The 20,232-nt window shown below is 34.3% G+C and carries 22 protein-coding genes; 20 read left to right on the forward strand and 2 right to left on the reverse strand.

The genetic code is table 11. From position 1 onward, the window contains the following. Positions 1-66 precede the first annotated feature (66 nt). The 14 genes from ACIQXJ_RS05950 to ACIQXJ_RS06015 all read left to right on the forward strand — a co-directional run bounded on the left by ACIQXJ_RS05950 (position 67) and on the right by ACIQXJ_RS06015 (position 14,328). Positions 67-621 (forward strand): sigma-70 family RNA polymerase sigma factor, encoded by a 555-nt coding sequence (locus ACIQXJ_RS05950; RefSeq protein ID WP_403050814.1) that lies wholly within the window; start codon positions 67-69, stop codon positions 619-621. Next, a complete protein-coding gene (locus ACIQXJ_RS05955; RefSeq protein ID WP_403050817.1) occupies positions 584-1,489 on the forward strand; it encodes a hypothetical protein in 906 nt (301 codons plus the stop codon). Before ACIQXJ_RS05950 ends, ACIQXJ_RS05955 begins: the two co-directional genes overlap by 38 nt. A 217-nt stretch (positions 1,490-1,706) precedes the next feature. Next, positions 1,707-2,423: a toast rack family protein gene (locus ACIQXJ_RS05960; protein WP_403050820.1), complete on the forward strand. Its 717-nt coding sequence runs from the start codon at positions 1,707-1,709 to the stop codon at positions 2,421-2,423. 112 nt (positions 2,424-2,535) lie between these two features. Continuing rightward, on the forward strand, positions 2,536-3,060 hold the full coding sequence (locus ACIQXJ_RS05965) for a tubby C-terminal domain-like protein (RefSeq protein ID WP_403050823.1): 525 nt from the start codon (positions 2,536-2,538) through the stop codon (positions 3,058-3,060). A 380-nt stretch (positions 3,061-3,440) separates the two neighbouring features. Beyond that, complete coding sequence (locus ACIQXJ_RS05970; protein WP_403050826.1) at positions 3,441-4,388, forward strand: DoxX-like family protein; 948 nt, start codon at positions 3,441-3,443, stop codon at positions 4,386-4,388. Next, on the forward strand, positions 4,385-4,996 hold the full coding sequence (locus ACIQXJ_RS05975; protein WP_403050829.1) for a DUF4166 domain-containing protein: 612 nt from the start codon (positions 4,385-4,387) through the stop codon (positions 4,994-4,996). Before ACIQXJ_RS05970 ends, ACIQXJ_RS05975 begins: the two co-directional genes overlap by 4 nt. Then, complete coding sequence (locus ACIQXJ_RS05980) at positions 4,965-6,518, forward strand: YndJ family protein (RefSeq protein ID WP_403050832.1); 1,554 nt, start codon at positions 4,965-4,967, stop codon at positions 6,516-6,518. Before ACIQXJ_RS05975 ends, ACIQXJ_RS05980 begins: the two co-directional genes overlap by 32 nt. Positions 6,519-6,904: 386 nt before the next feature. Beyond that, a complete protein-coding gene (locus ACIQXJ_RS05985; RefSeq protein ID WP_403050835.1) occupies positions 6,905-8,587 on the forward strand; it encodes a methyl-accepting chemotaxis protein in 1,683 nt (560 codons plus the stop codon). 77 nt (positions 8,588-8,664) lie between these two features. Then, on the forward strand, positions 8,665-9,576 hold the full coding sequence (locus tag ACIQXJ_RS05990) for a hypothetical protein (RefSeq protein WP_403050838.1): 912 nt from the start codon (positions 8,665-8,667) through the stop codon (positions 9,574-9,576). A 269-nt stretch (positions 9,577-9,845) separates the two neighbouring features. Continuing rightward, the gene (locus ACIQXJ_RS05995) at positions 9,846-11,420 is read left to right on the forward strand and encodes a right-handed parallel beta-helix repeat-containing protein (protein WP_403050841.1); all 1,575 of its coding nucleotides are present in this window, start codon (positions 9,846-9,848) and stop codon (positions 11,418-11,420) included. Between the two features lie 549 nt (positions 11,421-11,969). After that, entirely contained in the window at positions 11,970-12,161 is a 192-nt protein-coding gene (locus tag ACIQXJ_RS06000) for a hypothetical protein (protein ID WP_340824153.1), read from the forward strand. A 456-nt stretch (positions 12,162-12,617) separates the two neighbouring features. Next, complete coding sequence (locus tag ACIQXJ_RS06005; protein ID WP_403050844.1) at positions 12,618-13,154, forward strand: class I SAM-dependent methyltransferase; 537 nt, start codon at positions 12,618-12,620, stop codon at positions 13,152-13,154. A 91-nt stretch (positions 13,155-13,245) separates the two neighbouring features. After that, positions 13,246-13,800 (forward strand): DNA-3-methyladenine glycosylase I, encoded by a 555-nt coding sequence (locus tag ACIQXJ_RS06010; RefSeq protein ID WP_403050847.1) that lies wholly within the window; start codon positions 13,246-13,248, stop codon positions 13,798-13,800. A gap of 327 nt (positions 13,801-14,127) precedes the next feature. Continuing rightward, on the forward strand, positions 14,128-14,328 hold the full coding sequence (locus tag ACIQXJ_RS06015; RefSeq protein ID WP_024360941.1) for a cold-shock protein: 201 nt from the start codon (positions 14,128-14,130) through the stop codon (positions 14,326-14,328). 103 nt (positions 14,329-14,431) lie between these two features. Here the strand turns inward: ACIQXJ_RS06015 and ACIQXJ_RS06020 are convergent, their stop codons facing one another. Next, a complete protein-coding gene (locus tag ACIQXJ_RS06020) occupies positions 14,432-14,719 on the reverse strand; it encodes a transposase (RefSeq protein ID WP_403050850.1) in 288 nt (95 codons plus the stop codon). A 711-nt stretch (positions 14,720-15,430) separates the two neighbouring features. Between ACIQXJ_RS06020 and ACIQXJ_RS06025 the strand changes: the two genes are divergently transcribed. Beyond that, positions 15,431-15,733 carry a hypothetical protein gene (locus tag ACIQXJ_RS06025; RefSeq protein WP_340824160.1) on the forward strand — a complete coding sequence of 101 codons (303 nt, stop codon included), beginning with the start codon at positions 15,431-15,433 and terminating at the stop codon, positions 15,731-15,733. Between the two features lie 184 nt (positions 15,734-15,917). On the opposite strand, the gene ACIQXJ_RS06030 is transcribed toward ACIQXJ_RS06025, so the two are convergent. Continuing rightward, positions 15,918-16,451, reverse strand: a complete 534-nt coding sequence (locus ACIQXJ_RS06030; protein WP_403050853.1) for a hypothetical protein — start codon at positions 16,449-16,451, stop codon at positions 15,918-15,920. Positions 16,452-16,837: 386 nt separating this feature from the next. On the opposite strand from ACIQXJ_RS06030, the gene ACIQXJ_RS06035 reads away from it, so the two are divergent. From ACIQXJ_RS06035 to ACIQXJ_RS06055, 5 genes are all read left to right on the forward strand, one after another. Continuing rightward, entirely contained in the window at positions 16,838-17,233 is a 396-nt protein-coding gene (locus tag ACIQXJ_RS06035) for a hypothetical protein (RefSeq protein ID WP_403050856.1), read from the forward strand. A 153-nt stretch (positions 17,234-17,386) separates the two neighbouring features. Next, positions 17,387-18,037: a hypothetical protein gene (locus ACIQXJ_RS06040; protein ID WP_403050859.1), complete on the forward strand. Its 651-nt coding sequence runs from the start codon at positions 17,387-17,389 to the stop codon at positions 18,035-18,037. Between the two features lie 96 nt (positions 18,038-18,133). Beyond that, the gene (locus tag ACIQXJ_RS06045) at positions 18,134-18,754 is read left to right on the forward strand and encodes an NAD(P)-dependent oxidoreductase (RefSeq protein ID WP_403054847.1); all 621 of its coding nucleotides are present in this window, start codon (positions 18,134-18,136) and stop codon (positions 18,752-18,754) included. 437 nt (positions 18,755-19,191) lie between these two features. Continuing rightward, a complete protein-coding gene (locus ACIQXJ_RS06050; protein ID WP_403050861.1) occupies positions 19,192-19,572 on the forward strand; it encodes a hypothetical protein in 381 nt (126 codons plus the stop codon). After that, on the forward strand, positions 19,559-20,197 hold the full coding sequence (locus tag ACIQXJ_RS06055) for an O-methyltransferase (RefSeq protein WP_403050864.1): 639 nt from the start codon (positions 19,559-19,561) through the stop codon (positions 20,195-20,197). The genes ACIQXJ_RS06050 and ACIQXJ_RS06055 overlap by 14 nt, the downstream gene beginning before the upstream one ends. Positions 20,198-20,232 lie beyond the last annotated feature (35 nt).

Raw genomic sequence — 20,232 nt, forward strand, 5'->3', positions numbered from 1 at the left:
CATTGCGTAAGTTACATGGTTTGCACAATTGGCAATCACGAGGCTAATGGATGGGGGGCGAGCAAAATGATGAAAGCGCAGAAGGATGCTTGCTTATCAAAAGCGATGACACAGTATGGCGATTACTTAGTGCGTGTGTGCTTTACCTATGTACAAAACTGGGCAGTAGCCGAAGATTTAGTGCAAGATACATTTGTAAAATATTATGAAAAAATGGACCAGTTTCGTGAAGAAGCATCTGTAAAAACGTATTTATATCGTATAGCGATTAATCATTGTCATAATTATTTATCTAGTTGGCGTTATAAAAAAATACAAGCAATTGATTATTGGAATAAATTAACTGGAAATGAAGTGAATCCAGTTATTCAAGTGCTTGCAAATGAGTCCGATCGTATGATAGTTGCTGCCATTGAAAAGCTACCTACAAAATACAAGGATGTCTTATTATTATTCCACTTTGCAGGTTTATCGTTAAATGAAGTTGCTGAAACGTTAAAAATGAAAGAGAATACAGTCAAGACAAGGTTAAGAAGGGCACGTCAAATAATTGGCCTGACACTACAGGAGGAGGGATTTGAATATGGATCAGATTCGTCATGCAATGAATACTGTCTATAAAGAAGGTACGTTTTCAATGGACAATCAAACAAAAACCTTTCGAAAAATCCATCAGCAAAGAAAACGCTCCCTAACCCCTGTTTTATTAACGGTATTCTTAACAGTAATTCTGTTTATAGGACTTGATGTGCTTTTATTTAAAATCGAACAAATGTCACCCGATACGCCGCCTGTAATATCTGGCTCTGTATTGTACTCCGAAAAATCTGGTCAGGAAAAAGACTATACAGTTTTCCAGCAACCTTGGATGATGGCTGGCGTAGTAGCGATTGCTATTTCAGGTTGCTTTGCACTCTTTGCGCTACGTAAAAAGTGGCTATGGTGGGTATTGCTTTGTGCAATCATTATGATAACAATTGTTGGCAATATGTCTGAACGCATTAGCTATCGCTATTATGTAGCAAATGAAGCCGATATCGTGAATACTTTGCAATCAGGGGTATGGCCTATAGGAAATACCGATGAATTACGTCTGTTTGACACGATTACTATCAAACAATATCGTATGAGTTATTTTTCTACACCTAATATGCAAGGCATTGCTTTTTTCAAACATGATAGTAAAGGTTATAAATTGTATCACTTTTTTTTGACCTCGGACGACACAATGCAAGTTATGGCGGTACCGGAGATTCAATATATTGTAATTCCGCTTGTTAAGCAAAATACCATTAAGAAGTTAATCATCAACATGAATGACGAACAGATTGAATTGGCTGTAAATACTAATCGTGCGCAACTAGTTGCAGTACCTTACCACTCGAATGTCGATTTATCAGCCATCACAATACGAGCTGTTCACCAAAACGGTACTGTTGGCGATTTATATGAACAAATAGACATTTATATTGAGCCAGACAGTGATTAGCTAAACATTTACTGAACCCTTCTTCTTGAACACTGCAAAAGTGACATGATGAAGGGTTCAATTTTTGCAAGTACCAGCATATAGATGGATGGGAATGAAAAAGCATATGGCTACGTCTTAGGTCTTAGTCGAAGTTAAAGCTAAAGGTCGTTTCCATATAATCCTAATTCAGATAAAATGGATTTAATGGAAGAATATATAGTGGGAGGAAATAAAAGTGAAAAAAATTTTAAGCTTTGCTTTAATGATTAGCGCTTCGTTGATAGTTTTAATTGGTTGTTCTTCTTTTGTTCCCGAGAAAGAAAAAGAAGATACTTTTTCGGTTAAAAAGGATGATGCAAAGAAGTTAGATGTAGAAATTAATCTTGGTGTCGGTGAAATGACAGTTGCAAAAGGTGCAACGGAATGGATGGAAGGAAGCGCTCAATATAACATAAAAAAACTAGCGCCAAAAGTACATTACAAACAACGCGGGAAAACCGGTGATTTGGTCATTGAGCATAAAGGATCTACTAAAGTTAGAATTGGCAATATAAAAAACGTTTGGGATATCGAACTGAATGAAAATATACCGATGGATCTTTCGGTGGAGACAGGTGCATCAAAAGCAAGGTTGGATTTAAGAGGTCTAAAGCTTGAAAACTTAGATATTGAAACGGGTGTAGGAGATCTATACGTTGATTTAGGTGGTGATTGGAAAGAAAGCTTTGAAACAAATATTGAAACGGGTGTAGGTCAAACTACAGTTATTTTACCTTCAAAAGTCGGCGTAAAAATAACAACTGAAAAAGGAATTGGCTCCATCAATCTTGAGGGCTTTATTGCTAAAGGGAAAGGGATTTATGTCAATGAAGCATATGAACAAGCAGACGTTATACTAGACATAAACTCTGAAATTGGCGTAGGCGATATTACATTTAAACTGGATAAATAAGTACTTTCTATATTGCTTTAAATTTGTGCGTCAAATACATCAGGTAAATTGTATTTGACGCTTATTTTGTGTTAGCTTAAAAGAAGCAACAGAGATTGAAGGAGCGAACGTATTGAGAACTTTTACATATAAGCAACCCGCATCGATTGAATCGACAGAGTTAGTAGAAATAGTGAATGAGGAAGGGAATGTATCTTCAAACGTACAACGGATTTACTCCAATGGTCTAAAAAAGGTTTTTGACCGTATGATGGATTATCGGTATTTTGTACAATTTGATGTAAGCACAGTGGATGGGCAACGTCTTTTTACATGTAAAAAAATATCCCGTCGGGGGCGTGTTCATTTTAAAGGGAAGGATATTTTAACAGGCAAAGATTATATGATTGCCTATGATGGCTGGCAAATCATGATTCCTGATTTAATCATAACAGATGGTCAACAAAAAATAATGCTGAATAAGGAAATGGAGGACTGGTCAGTATTTACATTGAATGAACAGCCGATTGCACGCTGGCAAGCAGTTTATCAAGAAACACATTTTGACATTACGCTTCAAATTGAAGAAACTAGCCCGATTCAGCACGAAGCTTTTTTTATTGCAATAGGGCAGGCTGTATTATTTGTCGGTGCATAGTAGGTTAAATGCCAATAATATTAAATAAATAATGGTAAAACAAACTGCCGTTGATTTTCGCTTTGGGCGCATGCTTTCCACTTAGCACACTAACTGTAATGTGTGTTCAGAGTAGGAGTCGTCGCAATCATGAGTGCCTGGCACTTACTCGCGACACCTACTGCATTAGGATGCTTTTATCTTCACTGTGAACAGCTCTCATTATGGGAGCTGTTTTTTTATTGAATGACGGGGTTAATCATCGGAAATTCACTGTTATAATGTTAAATATAGTATAAAATGTATTCGCTAGTTTCGAGATTCTAAATTGAAACGTTGAATACGTACGAAGTTGTGAAAGAAAAAGAGTTATAGTTAAATCATCTTGAGGAGAGAATGGAATGAAGAAAAAGCCGATTTACGTTGAGGTGGATATGCAAGCATCAATTGAAGATGCATGGAAATATACTCAAAATCCGAGGCTCCATGAGCAGTGGGATTTGCGTTTTACTAAAATTACATATGAAGATAAAAAGATTCTAAATGAACCACAACGCTTTACCTATGAAACGAAGGTTATGCCTGGTTTAACAGTAAGTGGTTGGGGAGAAAGCAAAGGGGAGCAAATGAAAAAAGATGGCACAAAAATTTCCTCTTTGCACTTTGGGACTCCCCAGAAAATATCGCCAATCGCAGAGGGAAAGGGATACTGGAAGTACATCCCTAAAGATCAAGGCGTAACATTTTTAACGCAATATGATTATGAGGTGCGCTTTGGAAAACTTGGTAAACTATTTGATTTTGCGTTTCGTCCACTAATGGGGTGGGCAACAGCACTCAGCTTTGACGTATTGAAAAGATGGTTAGAGAAGGGAGAAAAACCAAGTACCCAATATGTTCGCTTCTTTTTAATAATGCTTATTAGTATATTCTTTTGCATTGTTTGGCTGTACCATGGTCTAGTGCCAAAAGTGATGGTTCAGCATCCTGAAGAAGTAATGATGGTAAAGGAATTACTTACCATTCTGAATGGTGCCGCAACAACGAGAAGTGACGCCAATCTAAATAATGAGACTTTTCTAGTTTTTTGTATGGGTATTGCAGAAATGATTTTTGCACTTTGCTGGTTATTACCTAGAGGGAAGCGGATGCTCTTTCGGATACAAATTATTTTGTTTCCATTATTAACGCTCGGCGCAGTACTTGTAAATACAAATATTGCTATGGCTCCATTTAACCCAGTGACCTTTAATGGAGCATTATGGGTACTATCCATTGTTGGGTTTATTCTGAGTAAAGATTTACCTAGTGCGAAAAGTTGTAAACGAAAGCGAGGGGAAAAAGGATGACCATTTATCAGACATTATTAGGAGAAGATTTTAAAAGACTTCATCCGAAACTGCAACAACGCTATGCATTAGCATTAAATCAAACTTTTTTCGCAAAAGGTGTTATGCATAGCATAGAATCAGGTGCAAAATGGATGCGTCCTTTTTATATGATTGCTGCAAAGTTTAAGTTTTTATTTCCCGAATCCGGAAAGCATATCCCATTTACAATAAGCAATACTTGTCGCCAATTGCCCAATGGAGAACTAGAAGTAAAATGGGAACGAACTTTTTTTATGACTAAAAAAACAAGGCATTTTGATGCAAGGATGACGGTAGATCCAGTCAAAAAAGTTGTAAAGGATTATTTGGGCTCACCAGCTCTTTTCTATTCTGACTTATTGTTTTCTGTAACGAGTGAGGGGAAATTAGTTATACGGTCTGGCGCTCAACGTTTTGTGATGTCTAAACTTGAATGTAAAATTCCTAAAATGTTAGAAGGGCATGTTATTGTCGAGGAAGGCTTCGATGATAGCAGAAATGTTTTTACAATTCATGTATATATACATAATCCACTTTTAGGGAGGTTAATGATGTATGCTGGCGAATTTACGCAAAAATCTCTTTAGTCCTGTGTTGTTAATTGGGTGGGTACTCATAATCATCTGCTACCTATTTAGTAAGCAACCTGATTATTTGATTTTGCTTACATTTGCACAACTTGTACTAGTCCCTGCTATGCTAAAAATAGTTGTAACTTTCACTAAAAAAGGTCATGTAATTATGATTATAATGATGCTTGCTGTAACACTATTACATTGGTTGGCTAATAGTGAGTTAGCAATTTACTTAGCTGTTGTGTATGTTCTTTATACAGCCTTTATTGCATTACAAGGATTGACAAGATTTTTACAGCGTGGTTTTACGAGTATAGCTGAAATCGCTATAGATATTGGGCTCATATATATATTTATTGGAGGACTGTGGTTTTTTGCTTATATTGCAGAGATTGATACAGGATTTTCGCCGTTAATTACGTGGTTAACTGCAATCCACTTTCATTATTCTGCATGTTTATTAGCTATTTCTATTGGCTTGTTTGGAAGGATACATAAAAGTAAAGGATACAATATCGTCGTTTTGATTTTACTGACAGGCCCACTGCTTGTTGCACTCGGAATTGCAATTTCAACAATCATTGAAATTGTGTCAGTTGCGCTTTACATAGGTGCTATCTATTGGCTGTTTACACTTTCGTTGAAGACAAGTTTGCCTAGAAGACAGGGTCTCTTGTTGCGGATTTCTTATGGTTCATTATGTTTGACAATATTATGGTCCTTACTTTACGCATTTGGTAATTTTACTGGCATAATTCTTGTCAGTATACCTGATATGCTAACATTTCATGGCTTAGTGAATTGCTTGCTGTTTGGATTAATTGGCGTAATCGCATGGGGCTTGGAAGTCCCGAAATCTACCCATCAACCATTTACTTTTCCAATAAGTCGTATACGGGGAAAATTACATACAACAGGAGATGCACATGCAGGATTGATCGATGCACTTCAAAATTTTGTAGATACGCGAAAGCTTCCTAAAGCTATTCCTCACTTTTATGAACAAACGAACTGTTATCGACTAATTGCTTCCGTACAATGGCGAAAATGGTTTAAACCACTAGCGTTTATTTATCATGGTATAAGCCGTTGGATGCAGCAGCTTAATTTACCTTTGACAAGCAAGCAAGTCGAGATGAATGGCGTTATTGTCAAAGTAGATGAACGACAGGATGGTCGACATGCCCCACGCGCATGGATTCGTAAAATCGGCGAGCAAACAACTTTTGTGGCGATATATTCACAACATACGACAGCTCAAACAACGTATATGAATATTGCATTACCTCTTCCTTTTTCAACAATGATAGGTATTTTATATGTATATGAAAAAGATGGGGAATTACATATAACAAGTTCCCAAGGTGGGGATGCAGGTATATATTTAGCAATGAAACACTATGTATTTAGACTGCCTTTAAACGAGCAATTTACTATTAGTGCTAAAAATGAGACAACATTATCTGCTGTTCATACGATGCGCATTTTTGGACTGCCATTTTTGCGTATAGATTATCAGATTGAACGAAAATAAGACGACCATGTTAGACATTATTAAAAAATCTCCTGTTTCGTTTTAAAAACGAAATGGGAGATTTTATTTTGTAGCTATAAAAACATTAAAAACGGGTGAAAAGTCTTAGTATTATCCCTCATTTATAATCCAATAGGGAAAACAATTTGTAAAAAGGATGCTGAAAAACACAAAGAAACTACTAGTTTATTCAATTATATATAAGAAAAATTCTAAAATCATCCTAAAACAAATGAAAAATGGTAGATTACTAATATTGTGCAATAGAGTTAAAATTTCTTGATTGTAAGCAAAGATTTTTTTCGGTTTAAAAAAGTTTTCTATTATATTTCATTAGCAAAGTGAAGGGGATTAAAAAATGACATTAAAAAAGGGGAGATTGAATAATGCACTTTAAATCCATCGGCAAAAGAATCGTTTTTGCATTTAGTATTGTAGTAGCAGTAATTGTTTTTTATATTAGTTTTAATTTTTACGAAATATCGCAAAGTAATAATGCAACTGAACAAATAGTTGAAGAGGAATTGCAATTATTAATAACCGATTATGAGTTAGCATCAACTATTGGATTACGGATTGCGGCAGCTCGTGGATATGTGTTGTCTGGTAATGAAAAATATAAAAATATTTATAGTGAAAACGTAGAGAGAGCACTTAAAAATGAAAAAATACGATTATCTATTTCGGAATCGACGGAATTTAACAAGTATTCGGAAATGGCGAAAGAATGGAGTAGCTATGTCCAAAAAGAAGTATTTGATGTATATGATCAAGGAAATGTGGAATTAGCTATACATAATTTAGCGGCAATGGATACGAAAGCTACGGAAATTCGTGAAGGATATGAAGGCTTAGCAGAACAACGTAAACAATCGATTAATGCAGTTGGAGATTCACTAATTACTTCTGGGGAACGTAAGCAAACTGCAAGTATTATCGTTGGAATACTTATAGTCATCATTGCAATTATTACAGCGCTAATTAGTGCTCGTCTTATTTCTAAACCCATTATTTTGATTACTAAACGCATGCAGCGCATTACAGAAGGTGTTTTAAGTGAGCCTGCACTAATTGTAAAAACAAAGGATGAAATAGGGCAATTAACAGAAGCAACAAACACTATGTCTCAAATCTTAAATGATTTGTTAAAGCATATTCAATCTGTATCAAATGAAGTTGCTACACATAGTGAGGAACTAATGCAATCAGCTACAGAGGTCAAAGATGGTACAGAGCAAATCGTTGATACGGTTGCAGAAATAGCAAGTGGAACAGAGGTGCAAGCGAGTAATGCTTCTGATGTTGCGACAAGTATGACTGACTTTTCAACGAAAGTAACAGATGTCAATCAAAGTAGTAAAGATGTCTATCAGTTCTCTGAATCCGTGATGAGGTTAACAGAAGAGGGCAAAGAGCTTATGGAAGCTTCTACACAGCAAATGATGACCATTGACTTTATTGTGAAGGATTCGGTCGAAAAGGTAGATGAGTTAAATAAACAAACACAGGAAATCTCTAAAATTATAGCGGTTATTCATGAAATTGCTGCGCAAACAAATTTATTGGCACTAAACGCTGCAATTGAAGCGGCACGTGCTGGAGAGCATGGTAAGGGCTTTGCCGTCGTAGCAGATGAAGTTCGAAAACTTGCTGAACAAGTATCTGCATCAATTAATGAAATCACTAATATTATTAAAATAATTCAAGATGATTCAATGACTGTAACAACATCATTAGAAAAAGGCTATGGAGAGGTTGCAAAAGGTACTACACAAATCGTTTCCACAAATGAGACATTTAGTGAGATTGCAAATGCTGTTTATTCCATGTCATCTAGCATCGTCCAAATGTCTTCTAAGCTAGAAGAGGTTGTACAAAGTACGATGGATATTAATAAATCAGTTGATGAAATTGCAGCTGTTTCAGAGCAATCAGCAGCAGGTATTCAAGAAACTTCTGCGACGATAGAACAAGCCGCAAGCTCTATGGACGAAATTAAAAATAGTTCAAGTAATTTAGCGGTAATGGCAGAAAATTTAAATGACCTAGTAGGTAAATTTAAATTATAAAAATTATTAAACCTATCTGATTTCATACTTTCATCACAATTAAACGATATACTATTGTAATGGAAGGTGGAGTAAAATTGAGAAAATATATACTATTAATATTAATGAGTGCACTTCTTATGGCGCCTGCAGCAGCCTCTGCGCATACGATGGATAAAAGTATGCTTTATACAGATGTTTCTGCAACTTCAGCCAATATAGAAGAAATCATGGTCCTTCAAAGTATGGGGCTTATTGGTTATAATGGTGTCGACATGGCGCTGAACCCATCTGAGAACTTATCCCGTAAAGATTTTGCTGCTTGGATAGGGGCATTTTTCGGTCTTGAAGGTTCAACGGTGGAAGAGCTTGCCCAAGCAGCGAAAAATGAAGAATATGTATCTTCGTTAGAAGGAGACATTACATATAAAGAAATTAATACAGCATTATTGCATAATAAATATGAATTTGAAAAACCAGAGGCAACGTTGACAAAAGAGGAGTATATTACCTTTTTATCTGAAAACTTAGATATGGATATGGGAGGACATACTTTACTTCAAATGGGTGGGTTTTCTTATGGACCTACTGGAAAAATTGAAGATGTTGTAACAGGAGATAACATGGGCGTTATCGTTGAAGGCAAAATGTATTTGCTATCGGGTCATCCTCGTATTTTTGCTGATTCAACTGACCCTGAAAGCTGGATTGGTCAAAACTTAGAAAAATCTATTTTGACGACGAGCGGTGGTCACCATCATGGACATGAAGAAGAACAGTCATCAAATACACTGACAATACAATATATCCAAATTGCTTCGACTACACAACAAACAACAGAAGATACAACTACTGATAAGTATGAAGGAACTGCAACACCACGAGAAGAACTGAAAAAGAATGAAGGAACAGACACAACTTCAACTAGCTCAAGCACGATATGGATTGTTGCAATCATTGCACTAGTAGCAGTGATCATAGCAATTTTCTTCTTTAAACGAAAAAAATAATTGAGAGAAAAACCAGTAATAAGCGAATGAATCGCTTTATTGCTGGTTTTTATTTTTTAAAAATTTACTTTTGAAACATAAGAAATATGTTAATTCAGTAACTTCTCCTTATGAAATTAATAGGCATCCATTAGGCACCACCAAGTGAATTGTAAATTATTTGTACAAAATTGTATAACAGGAAGTTCAATGGGTATATAAATAGGATGTAAAGGATTGATTAATGGTAGTGAGCTAAGGAAAATCGTAAAAGGATAGGAGGTAAGTAGATGGCAACGCTTGTTGTAAAAAAAAGTTTAATGCACCGTTATCAAAGTATCAACCAGGCGCTAAAGGACGCTAAAGTAGGCGACATTATAGAAATAAGGGATGGCATTTACGAAGAAAGTATAGAGGTTTCAAAAAGGTTAACGCTTTATGGTAAGGGCGATGTCACGATTAAAGGCGGCGTATTTATTCGCTATCAAACACATGTAGAAATGCGGAATCTTCGTTTTAGTCAGGGACAGGGAATTTATATTAAAGGCGATTTACAACTTGAAAACTGCGTAATTGAGCAACAAATGGTGAGTACGCAAGTAACAGTGAACTTTGGAAGTCTAATGATGAAAAATGTCGATATTATAGCAAGCCCATCCAATCAATTTGGACTCCGAATTGATAATGGGTCTAGCGTAATGCTTTCGGAGTCTTCGATACAACAACATACCAAGGCACAGATCATCGTGCAAAATAGTGAAATTTCAATATCAAAATGTTTGTTGTTAGAGGGTGCGATGAATGGAATCTTTGCCATACGGAATGTCAAAATGACCTTAGAGGATTGTGAAATTCATGGGCACGAAAAAACACAAATTGTTGCAGCTTCAAGCACAATTAATATGATAAATACAGTAATTCATGGAGGAAAAGATTTAGGGATTCAAGTATTTGGTGGTTCTAAATTAACAATAGATCATTGTGAGATAAAACATCATATAGGAACAAATGTAGTTGTCCATGAAAGCGAAATTGTTGCGACAGATAGTATCATTGCGAATGGTCAAAGTAACGGATTTTATATAGGTGAAAAATCAAAAGCTATCATCTATGATTGTCTGTTATTTGAACATGTAAAGCCACAGTTGTTTATTGAAAATAGTAAAGCTGAGGTTCGGAAATGTCATGTGAGAAAAGGTAGCACAACAGGAGTCACTATTTTTAACGAAGCTGATGTCATAATGACGGAATGTGATATACATCACCATACACAATTTCATGTTATTGTAGATGCAAGTGGGCTTGTAGTCGATCAATGCTTTATACATTCTGGACAGACGGGCGGAATTTATGGCAATGACCATGCAAAGGTTACACTTAAAAATTCACACATACAAGATTTTGAAAGCCATCATATTTATATAAATAATGCACGTCTATTTGCGAATAATTGTACTTTTAAACACATTGTAGGTAATGGTATTACATGTATTGATGCAATTGTTGAGGTGGTAGACAGTAAATTTTTGCATTGTCAGCAAAGCCCTTATTCGATTTTTTGGTCTGATAAGTCAATGGGACGCATCCAAAATTGCGCAATCGATGAAACCGAGCGAACATTTTTAGCAATGACCAATCAATCCCTTCTTGAAATCGTCAACATGAGTTTAGCTCATGTCAAAACAGCAGCAATTGTCCAGGAACAGAGTCAGCTATATATACGTGGGCAATTTAACGATGGCAAATGCCAAAAAGATAGCTCCTCAAAAATCACCCGTCCAAATATACAGCCTGTAACGACTGAAAAAATACAGCGATTCGTTGAGAAGTTCAGTACATGTAACGTTAGCAATGGGGAAGAATGAAAAAAGTGTAATACGAGTAGTTTCAAAATTTTGAAATTACTTTTTTTTGCGTGAATTGTCACTATGTTTAGCTATAAAAACAGTCCTTCTTATAGAGCAACTAAGATAATAATATGTTTTAAAAATAAAAAGGAGAGAATACATTAATTATTTGGACGGTACGAGTGTAAATACTTGAAGATTACTTTTAATTCATGCAAAATATTGACAAAGATTACTGGATTTCGACATAAAAAAATTTCTTTTTAAAGAGAAAATAATGTGCCATTGTTATTGCTCAAGGGAGTATTATGTTAGAAAAACCTTGTTAATTTATTGGAATTAAGGAATAAAGTATTTGTAATATTATATACAATATAATAATGAGTGTATTAATAGAAGAATCTGTTATTAGAAAATTTAGTTTTTAGATTGATTAATTCGTGTGTTATATCCTATAATTAGTAAAAATGGTTCATTAATAATAATGCTTGTCTTCAGTACTAGAACTTTGGATAATGTTTTTGGAATAGTGAATTATTTTTGGAATATGAAATGGGGTGAGTAAAGATGTTTGGGCTTTCGAAAGAAGAAATTATGTTGATGCTTAAGAAGGTTGAATTGGCAGATAACCAAAAAAGTGCAATAGCTGATATATTTCATCAAAATAATCTGTTAATTGAGCAGCAGCTAGCATTTATTATCCATCTAGTAATAGATGAGCGCGAACGAAATACTTCAAACAATACATATTTAAATTAATGCAGAGTGATTTTGTCGAAGGAATGCAAAAAATGTCCTGAACAGATTCATAGAACAATTTGTCAATATTAAGTGAACTCATATATATATTAAGTAAAAAAAATCACAGTGGTATGAAACTGTGATTTTTTCTTGTTGCAAAAATGGTAAATATTGAAACTTTAATGATGTATAATCGTAAAAGATAATAAGGAAAACATACATGGGATAGAGGTGATAATGAAAACGGCATTGAACGTGCTCGATATGCAAAACGATTATCCAAAAACCATCGAAAATGCCTGTATCAAAGCATCAAATTGGGTTATTGTTAGAAAGAATGAAACTCCTTATTTAACATAGGGCCATCTATCATTTTTCTTAGATAATTTCTTTTAAATGTATTACGCAAATTCACAAATATATAAAACTAGTGAAGTCATTAGAAAACTTTTGTAGTAAAGGAGCAAAATTAAATTGACTATTTTACAAAGACTGATTGAACAGGCGAAGCGTCCAAGAGGGTTGATAGGCTCAGTAATGCTACGTATTATGAATGTAGCTCATAGCGGAATGAATAATTGGTTAATCCAAAGTGGTGCAATTGAAAGTGGAGATGCTGTTTTAGACATTGGATGTGGTGGGGGAAAAACGATCCAAGCATTATCCAAAATCAATCGCCATGGAAAGATCTATGGAATCGATTTTTCCGAACAAGCGATAAGAAATACTACGAAAGTAAATCAGTTAGATGTAGCTAGTGGTAAAGTAATTGTAAAACAGGCAAGTGTTTCTAATATTCCATATCCAAAAGCTTTTTTTGATAAAATAACAGCATGCCAAACACATTATTTTTGGCAAGATTTAGCGAACGATGTTAAAGAAGTATATAGGGTGTTAAAACCGAGTGGTCAGTTTATTATCATTTCAGAAATATACAAAATCAATTATCATAGAAAGGACTATAAAACCAATATAGAGATAAGGCAGCTATTCGACAGTGTAGGTTTTTAATCGGTGAACATACAAGAACATACAAAAAATGGCTGGCTCTATATAGTAGGTACTAAATAACCGATAAAAAATTAAAATGGAGGTTGAATAGATGCAAAGATGTGAATGGGTGAAGTTGGACGAGCCTTTATACGTAGATTATCATGACAAGGAATGGGGGGTACCAGTTTATGACGATCACCACTTGTTTGAGATGATTTGTCTAGAAGGAGCACAGGCTGGACTTAGCTGGTGGACGATTTTACAAAAAAGAGAGGGCTACCGTGAGGCTTTTGACAAATTTGATGCCTCCAAAATCGTCACGTATACAGAAGATAAGTTAGCTGAGCTTAAAGAGGATCAGCGTATCGTTCGCAATAAACTTAAAATAGCCAGTGTCGTAACGAACGCACAAGCTTTTTTAAAAATACAACAAAAACATAAATCATTTTCTGATTACATATGGTCCTTTGTAGATCATCAGCCTATTGTCAACAATTGGGCAACTATAGCTGAAGTACCTGTGACAACAGAGCTAAGTGAACGTATGAGCAAACAGTTAAAAAAAGATGGATTTAAATTTGTTGGAAGTACAATTTGTTATTCATTTATGCAAGCAGTAGGAATGGTTAATGATCATATTGTTGATTGCAGTTGTCGTCAATAATAATTGCAGAGTGTTAGTAAAAGAAAAAGGTGAGTATCATAGGGCTAGAAGAAAGCGCCTTCAAAAACAACTCTAAAATTGAAGTATGGCAATGGAAAAGTGACTTAAATAAAGGTTTATTGCTCGTCTGCTTTAAAAAATAACGAAATTCAGCTAGACAATTGGTATGTTTTCGTATATAATAAAATTAATAAAAAGATTTCTTGATTTAAAATATTGAATTCACCTATTACAAAAAGTAATCGTGTTTTTCGGTACTTTTTATAATAGGTGAATTTTTTTTTTGAAGAAATTGTTTATTAATTTATTTTTTTGGAGGTTTCGTATATGAAACAAGGTACAGTTAAATGGTTTAACGCAGAAAAAGGTTTTGGATTTATCGAAGTTGAAGGTGAAGCAGACGTATTCGCTCACTTCTCAGCGATTCAAGGTGAAGGTTTCAAATCACTTGACGAAGGTCAAAAAGTTGAATTTGAAGTGGAAGACGGTAACCGCGGACCACAAGCTAAAAACATCGTTAAACTTTAATTAATAATAGCATTTGCAAAAGAGGCATCCTTCGGGATAGCCTCTTTTTTTGTGCTGTAGAAACATCTACATACAGAGAAATGTTCATGTAGGATGGTTAACGTTATTTTTCATGCCATGTTAAAAGCATCAGCCTGTAAATAATAAAGACGCCAATGTAAGCACCAGATACTAAAAATAATGGATTTAAAAAAATGGCATGGATTGTTGTCATAAATACTGCATTATCCACAATGATTTGATAGATGGAGGTAGATGCAATGCCCCCAAATAAGAGCATAGTAAGAACTGCTAGAATGTTAAACAAAAGGCGTACGATGTTGCTTTTCACTTGAAGAAATAGCATTACGACAGGAACAATTATGCTTGATACTACCAATAATATTTTCAATCAATCACTTCCTTTACCTAATTATGACCTCAGACATTTAGACATAAACAATCGCTGTATTAGACATACCCATTCTATTACATGGAAAACAGCATTTAAGTAATAAGAAGTGTTAAATAATTGATAATGGGGTAATGAAGATTAAGTGAGAGGCGTATAAGAGGTATTACCCGTATAAGTAAAATTAGAAATTTATATGCGAATATAGGATGGTTATGCCTTACAAAACATATAATGTTTTATGGACCAACATGATAAACAAGAGCAATCAACCCGATGAAATGAGAACGTAAATGAAAATTAAGGGGGAAATGAAAATAAAAGTGAATCGTTTTTTACACACGAATAGGAAGGTGTATAAAATGGAGAATAAATCAGTTGTAAAAAGTGGAATAGGATTTGGATCAGTTCTCGCTATTACAATATCATGGAGTGTCAATCATTCAATAATTTGGGCTATTATACATGGTTGTTTTAGTTGGTTATATGTAATTTATTATGCTTTAACAAGATAAGGTACTTTTAAACAAAGATAAATGACAGACTATGCATATTGTAGCTAATCATATACTTTGCCGTTTTGGCATACATAACTAAGTGTTGCTTTGAACCTAGTGAAACTTCAAGCATCAGTATTAGAAAAAGGGATGATACCATTCATATACGCAACATGAAAATAAATAATTGGATTATTGTAGAAAGGTTGATAGGATGACACATCAAGTTACTGCTACAAGCAATATTGATTTTTGTGCAACAGGTGTTGATGAAGTATTGCAAAATGTAGCTTATATTTTATCTACATTTGTCATGTCTTACCCAGAAAAAAGGGTGAGGGATAAGAAAAAGGAGATGGAAGTACCCTTTCAAATTGCAAAGAGACGGAATACCGCACGTATTATTGACAGTATCCAACGTTTTGAACCGCGTGCAGTTGTAATAGATGTGGACTATTTAGGAGATGTGTTTATAGGAAAGCTAGAGCCAATTGTAAAAGTAATAGTAAATGGATAAAAGAGCTTTGCAATTGTAATAAAATTAAATAGCCAAATGATAGAACCATATAGAAAGCATCTGCTTGACAAAAACGGATAAATTAATTACTGGTTGACGCAGCAGACATTGTCTGAGCAGACTGAAAAGTATTCTAGATTGCAAGCAGATGCTTATTAAGTGTTAGTTGATCTCTAGTTTATGATTATACAGTAGCAATACGTCTGATTGCGTCAATTTTTTCGCAATCGATGATAATTGGTTCAGATGCTGCATCATTTTCAACAAAATATGCACAGCAATTTCTGTTATCTAATTTTAAAAATACAACTCCAAGGAAGCTACCCCCACCTGATAAATAAACATCAACTGTAGTTCCTAACTCAAATCGTTTTAATAAATGACAAATACAGCCTTTACAGTGATGGTGATCATCTTTGCATTCATCTTTCTCTTCTTTCCAACAATGTTTATCTTTTTTGCATTCATCTTTCTCTTCTTTCCAGCAATGTTTATCTTTTTTGCATTCATCTTTCTCTTCTTTCCAGCAATGTTTCTCATCTTTCCAACCATGTTTCTCTTCTTTACAATCACAATGATGCTGTTTATGTTTCCATTCATCATATTTATGACAGCATGATTTCTCTTTATGTTCTTGATCATGTTTACCGCAGCAACATTTCTTTTCAAATTTACTATAATCCCAATTCATATGTTTGAAATATCTATTATCTTCCATTCTATTATCTCCCTTTTGTTAGTTTGTTTTGCAATGCCAGCGCCAGCGTTACATTTATATACTATGAAATGAAATGCAATTGACTTGGTAAAATGTCCATTAAATAGATTTAAAACAAAATATTATTTCAAAAAATTTAATTGGTATGTATACCTAAAAGAAGCAGATGGTAGAAAAATATAAGGTTAGATAACATAGCCTAAAAATAAATGGGTGATAAGTATCCTCCATTAACTCAAATCCAAACGACAACGAAGTATGAAGTTATCCTCAGCAATTAACTTCATATAACTACTACGACCGCTATTACCTCATTTATCAAATTTCTTCTTTAAAGGCGATTTCTTAAAGTTTCGTATTTTATTGATAAAGGAGAGCTAGAGAGGGTGCATAAAAGACAAAAAAATGGCCTTATTTTTATAGTGATTGTTTTGATTATCTTATTAGCAATTTATTTAAAAAATCAAATACCCTCAACTTTACAAATTACTCAATTTAATTCTTCACAAACAAATGCTGAGGACATAGCACAAAAATTACAAAGTACACAATTAACTAAAAAAATAATTATGGCGTTACGCGCTGAAGGCTATCAACCTGATAGTACGATTGAATATTTAATTGACTCCTCGGACAATCAAATCATTACAATACATTTACATGATTTAGAGAAATTAGATAGTAGAACAGAAAGCAAAATTCAAAAAATAGTAACTAGTATTGCTGAAAAAAATAACTTTAATTTGTTTATTGTGGATGTTCAACTTACAAATATAGATTGAAGTTTTTGTATATGCAAGACGGTCTAATACTATAAGACAAAATAGATAGTAATAACTATCTTAAATTGAATAATATTGGAAAATTATTATAGTTTATACTTCCCTTTACTGGTATATTTAGTATGTTAAAAGAAATATTGGGAGGATTTATTGATGAAGAAGTTTGTATTAATAGCTGTACTTTCTTTAGTAGCAATTATGGCAGCAGCATGTGGAAATGAAGTAAGTAAGGGCGGTAGCACCTCTTTACCATCGAGTGAGACAAAGAAGGAAGAATCATCACCTGAAAAAGAATCTGTAATTAAAGACGAAGTAGAACAAGAAGCAGCTGCTCCGGTTGTGACGGTTAATTACGCTAGAAACTATTTAGAAGATATTCCGAGTATTACAGAAGAACAATTAACATTGGATAAGCAATCATATAATTTCATTTCAACAAATGCAGATTTGTTCCCTGCATTATCCAAAGATGCAATTCAAAAGACGAAAAAGCTTGCGGATGATAAAATCACTTCCAAGCATTTAAATAAAAATGTAAAGCCATATTTAGAGCAAATGGTAAATTTTGCAGGCGATATCATTCAGATTCAAGAGGAAACATTAGATGATGGAACACCTGTGTCAATCATTCTAATTGAAGATATGGATTTTAATGCTATATTTGCAATTGGTTATCATACAACAGAATTCCTTGAGGGAGATTTTGTTGAAATTTGGGGTTTACCATTAGGTCCATATAATTATGAAAATGTTGATGGTGGCACTACGTTAGCTCAAGCCATTGCTACATCCTATATCGAATAGTAAACAACTGGGCACACTCTTAGAGATGTGCCCATTGTTATGTAAAAGTAAATCAAAACGACCTATGCTATAATCGCTAGGAAAGAGGTGATTATACTGAATATATTAGTTTTAGGGGCTACTGGTCGTGTAGGTAGTCACATTGTTTCATTAGCATTAAAAGAAGGTCATCATGTAACAGCATTAGTTCGCACGCCAAGTAAAATGAACATAGCCAATGAAAATTTATATGTTAAGCAAGGGAATGTCTTAAACATTGAAGATATTGCTTCTGTTATGGCTAATGCAGATGCTGTCATTAGTGCACTAAATACTGATGGTACAAATACACTGACAGAAAGTTTACCTCTAGTTATACAAGAGATGAAAAAGAGAAATTTGTACCGAATCATTACTGTCGGAACAGCAGGAATATTACAAAGCCGTCTAACGCCTAGTTTACTGCGATACCAGTCCAGTGAATCGAAAAGAAAGACAACAAGAGCAGCAAAAGAACATCACAATGTATTGAAGATATTAGAACGATCGGATAGGGAATGGACGATTGTTTGCCCAACATATTTACCCGATGGACATTATACTGGTAATTATCGCGTAGAAAGAGATTTCTTACCCGAGGGTGGAACTGAAATCTCAGTAGCTGATACTGCGGAATTTACCTACCAGCAAATTCAGTGTACAAAATATGTGAAATCTCGGGTGGGCATTGCTTACTAAGAGAAAAATAAGATGTTTTTTTATGCAGTTGTATAAATTTTAAACACACTAGCTTTAACAATAATTTGTTAAGGCTAGTGTATTTTTTTACAAATATAGATGACTAGCATTTTAAAAGTTAAATAAAAAAGGCTACCTTCGATAGAAAGTAGCCCCAAAACAGGAGAGTTTTTGTAAAAGCTGATTGTGCTTTACATTACTATTCATATGCTATGAAAGCTATATTTGACTAGCCGTCCGCCTGAAAACTATAAAAATACATTATTTTATCCATTAATATAATTTTTACTCTAGCAACAGATAAATTAAAGAAATTTTTCCCTATTGAAAAAAGCTTAAATTTATGGAGGAAGTATAACATTGACTATTTGTATACAAACGTATACAATAAAATTGTTATTAGATGTATACGTTTGTATACAAAAGGAGGATATAAAATGAGAAGAGAAGAATTTAAAGAATATAAAAGAGAAGGACATCATCGTGGTGAGCGATACAGAGGAAAGGATAGTTCTTCGCATCATCGAGGGCCGAAAACATTCCGTCGTGGCAGAGCTATAGCCTTTTTAGAGACAATGAATGTAAAGCGTGCAACGATTAAACAGCAATTAGAGCAACCTGAGTATCAATCAATTCAACAAATTTTAGTTGGAGAATTAAAAGCGATGGATATGGTCATCAATGAATTTATCCAATTATTTGAAATTCAAGAAAATGAAACAACGGATATGATTAGTGAAGATGAAAATACGATTATTGATAATAAAGAATCTATGCCGCATGAGGCGGAAGGTAAAGATATAAATGAATCAAATTAATCACTACATCGATTCAACTTTTTATCATCAAGATCCGCTATTGGAGGATGTTATTTCATCTATTGAAGAAAATGGCATGCCCTCAATCTCAGTTTCACCCTCTTCCGGTAAATTTTTAACAATGCTTGTATCCATCTCCGGCGCAAAAAAAATATTAGAAATAGGCGCACTTGGTGGGTATAGTGGAATATGTCTAGCTAGGGGCTTTGGTAGTGCTGGGAAATTAACTTCTCTTGAATTAGAGGAAAAATATGCAACGTTAGCAGCGAGTAACTTATCTAAAGCAGGATTTAGTCAACAAGTAACCTATATGACTGGACCAGCTTTACAAAGTCTAGCAACATTAGCAGAAGATAAAAAACGATTTGACTTTTTCTTTATTGATGCGGATAAAGATAATTATGAAAACTACTTAAACTATTGTCTTTCTCTTGCTGAAGAGGGGGCTTTGATCATTTCTGATAACGTACTTGCTGGTGGCAGTGTAGCAGATCAGAGTGCAAAAAATAAACGCTATACAGAAATTATGAAGAAATTTAATGAAACAGTGGCTAATCACCCACAATTAGAATCTATCCTTATTCCAATTGGTGATGGCATCACAATTTCAAAAGTGAAAATTTAAACGGGAATATAATGCCTCGAGAGTTAAGCTCTTGA

The sequence above is a fragment of the Lysinibacillus sp. NPDC097868 genome, assembly GCF_044761135.1.
Classification (GTDB): Bacteria; Bacillota; Bacilli; order Bacillales_A; family Planococcaceae; genus Lysinibacillus.

Bases quoted from the DNA above. Each gene is read 5' to 3' on its own strand.
- ACIQXJ_RS06010 (WP_403050847.1), top strand. From the start codon at position 13,246: ATGCAAAGATGTGAATGGGTGAAGTTGGACGAGCCTTTATACGTAGAT.
- ACIQXJ_RS06055 (WP_403050864.1), top strand. From the start codon at position 19,559: ATGAATCAAATTAATCACTACATCGATTCAACTTTTTATCATCAAGAT.
- ACIQXJ_RS06030 (WP_403050853.1), bottom strand. From the start codon at position 16,451: ATGGAAGATAATAGATATTTCAAACATATGAATTGGGATTATAGTAAA.
- ACIQXJ_RS05950 (WP_403050814.1), top strand. From the start codon at position 67: ATGATGAAAGCGCAGAAGGATGCTTGCTTATCAAAAGCGATGACACAG.
- ACIQXJ_RS05995 (WP_403050841.1), top strand. From the start codon at position 9,846: ATGGCAACGCTTGTTGTAAAAAAAAGTTTAATGCACCGTTATCAAAGT.
- ACIQXJ_RS05955 (WP_403050817.1), top strand. From the start codon at position 584: ATGGATCAGATTCGTCATGCAATGAATACTGTCTATAAAGAAGGTACG.
- ACIQXJ_RS06025 (WP_340824160.1), top strand. From the start codon at position 15,431: ATGACACATCAAGTTACTGCTACAAGCAATATTGATTTTTGTGCAACA.
- ACIQXJ_RS06000 (WP_340824153.1), top strand. From the start codon at position 11,970: ATGTTTGGGCTTTCGAAAGAAGAAATTATGTTGATGCTTAAGAAGGTT.
- ACIQXJ_RS05985 (WP_403050835.1), top strand. From the start codon at position 6,905: ATGCACTTTAAATCCATCGGCAAAAGAATCGTTTTTGCATTTAGTATT.
- ACIQXJ_RS06040 (WP_403050859.1), top strand. From the start codon at position 17,387: ATGAAGAAGTTTGTATTAATAGCTGTACTTTCTTTAGTAGCAATTATG.
- ACIQXJ_RS06050 (WP_403050861.1), top strand. From the start codon at position 19,192: ATGAGAAGAGAAGAATTTAAAGAATATAAAAGAGAAGGACATCATCGT.
- ACIQXJ_RS05975 (WP_403050829.1), top strand. From the start codon at position 4,385: ATGACCATTTATCAGACATTATTAGGAGAAGATTTTAAAAGACTTCAT.
- ACIQXJ_RS06015 (WP_024360941.1), top strand. From the start codon at position 14,128: ATGAAACAAGGTACAGTTAAATGGTTTAACGCAGAAAAAGGTTTTGGA.
- ACIQXJ_RS05980 (WP_403050832.1), top strand. From the start codon at position 4,965: ATGCTGGCGAATTTACGCAAAAATCTCTTTAGTCCTGTGTTGTTAATT.
- ACIQXJ_RS05970 (WP_403050826.1), top strand. From the start codon at position 3,441: ATGAAGAAAAAGCCGATTTACGTTGAGGTGGATATGCAAGCATCAATT.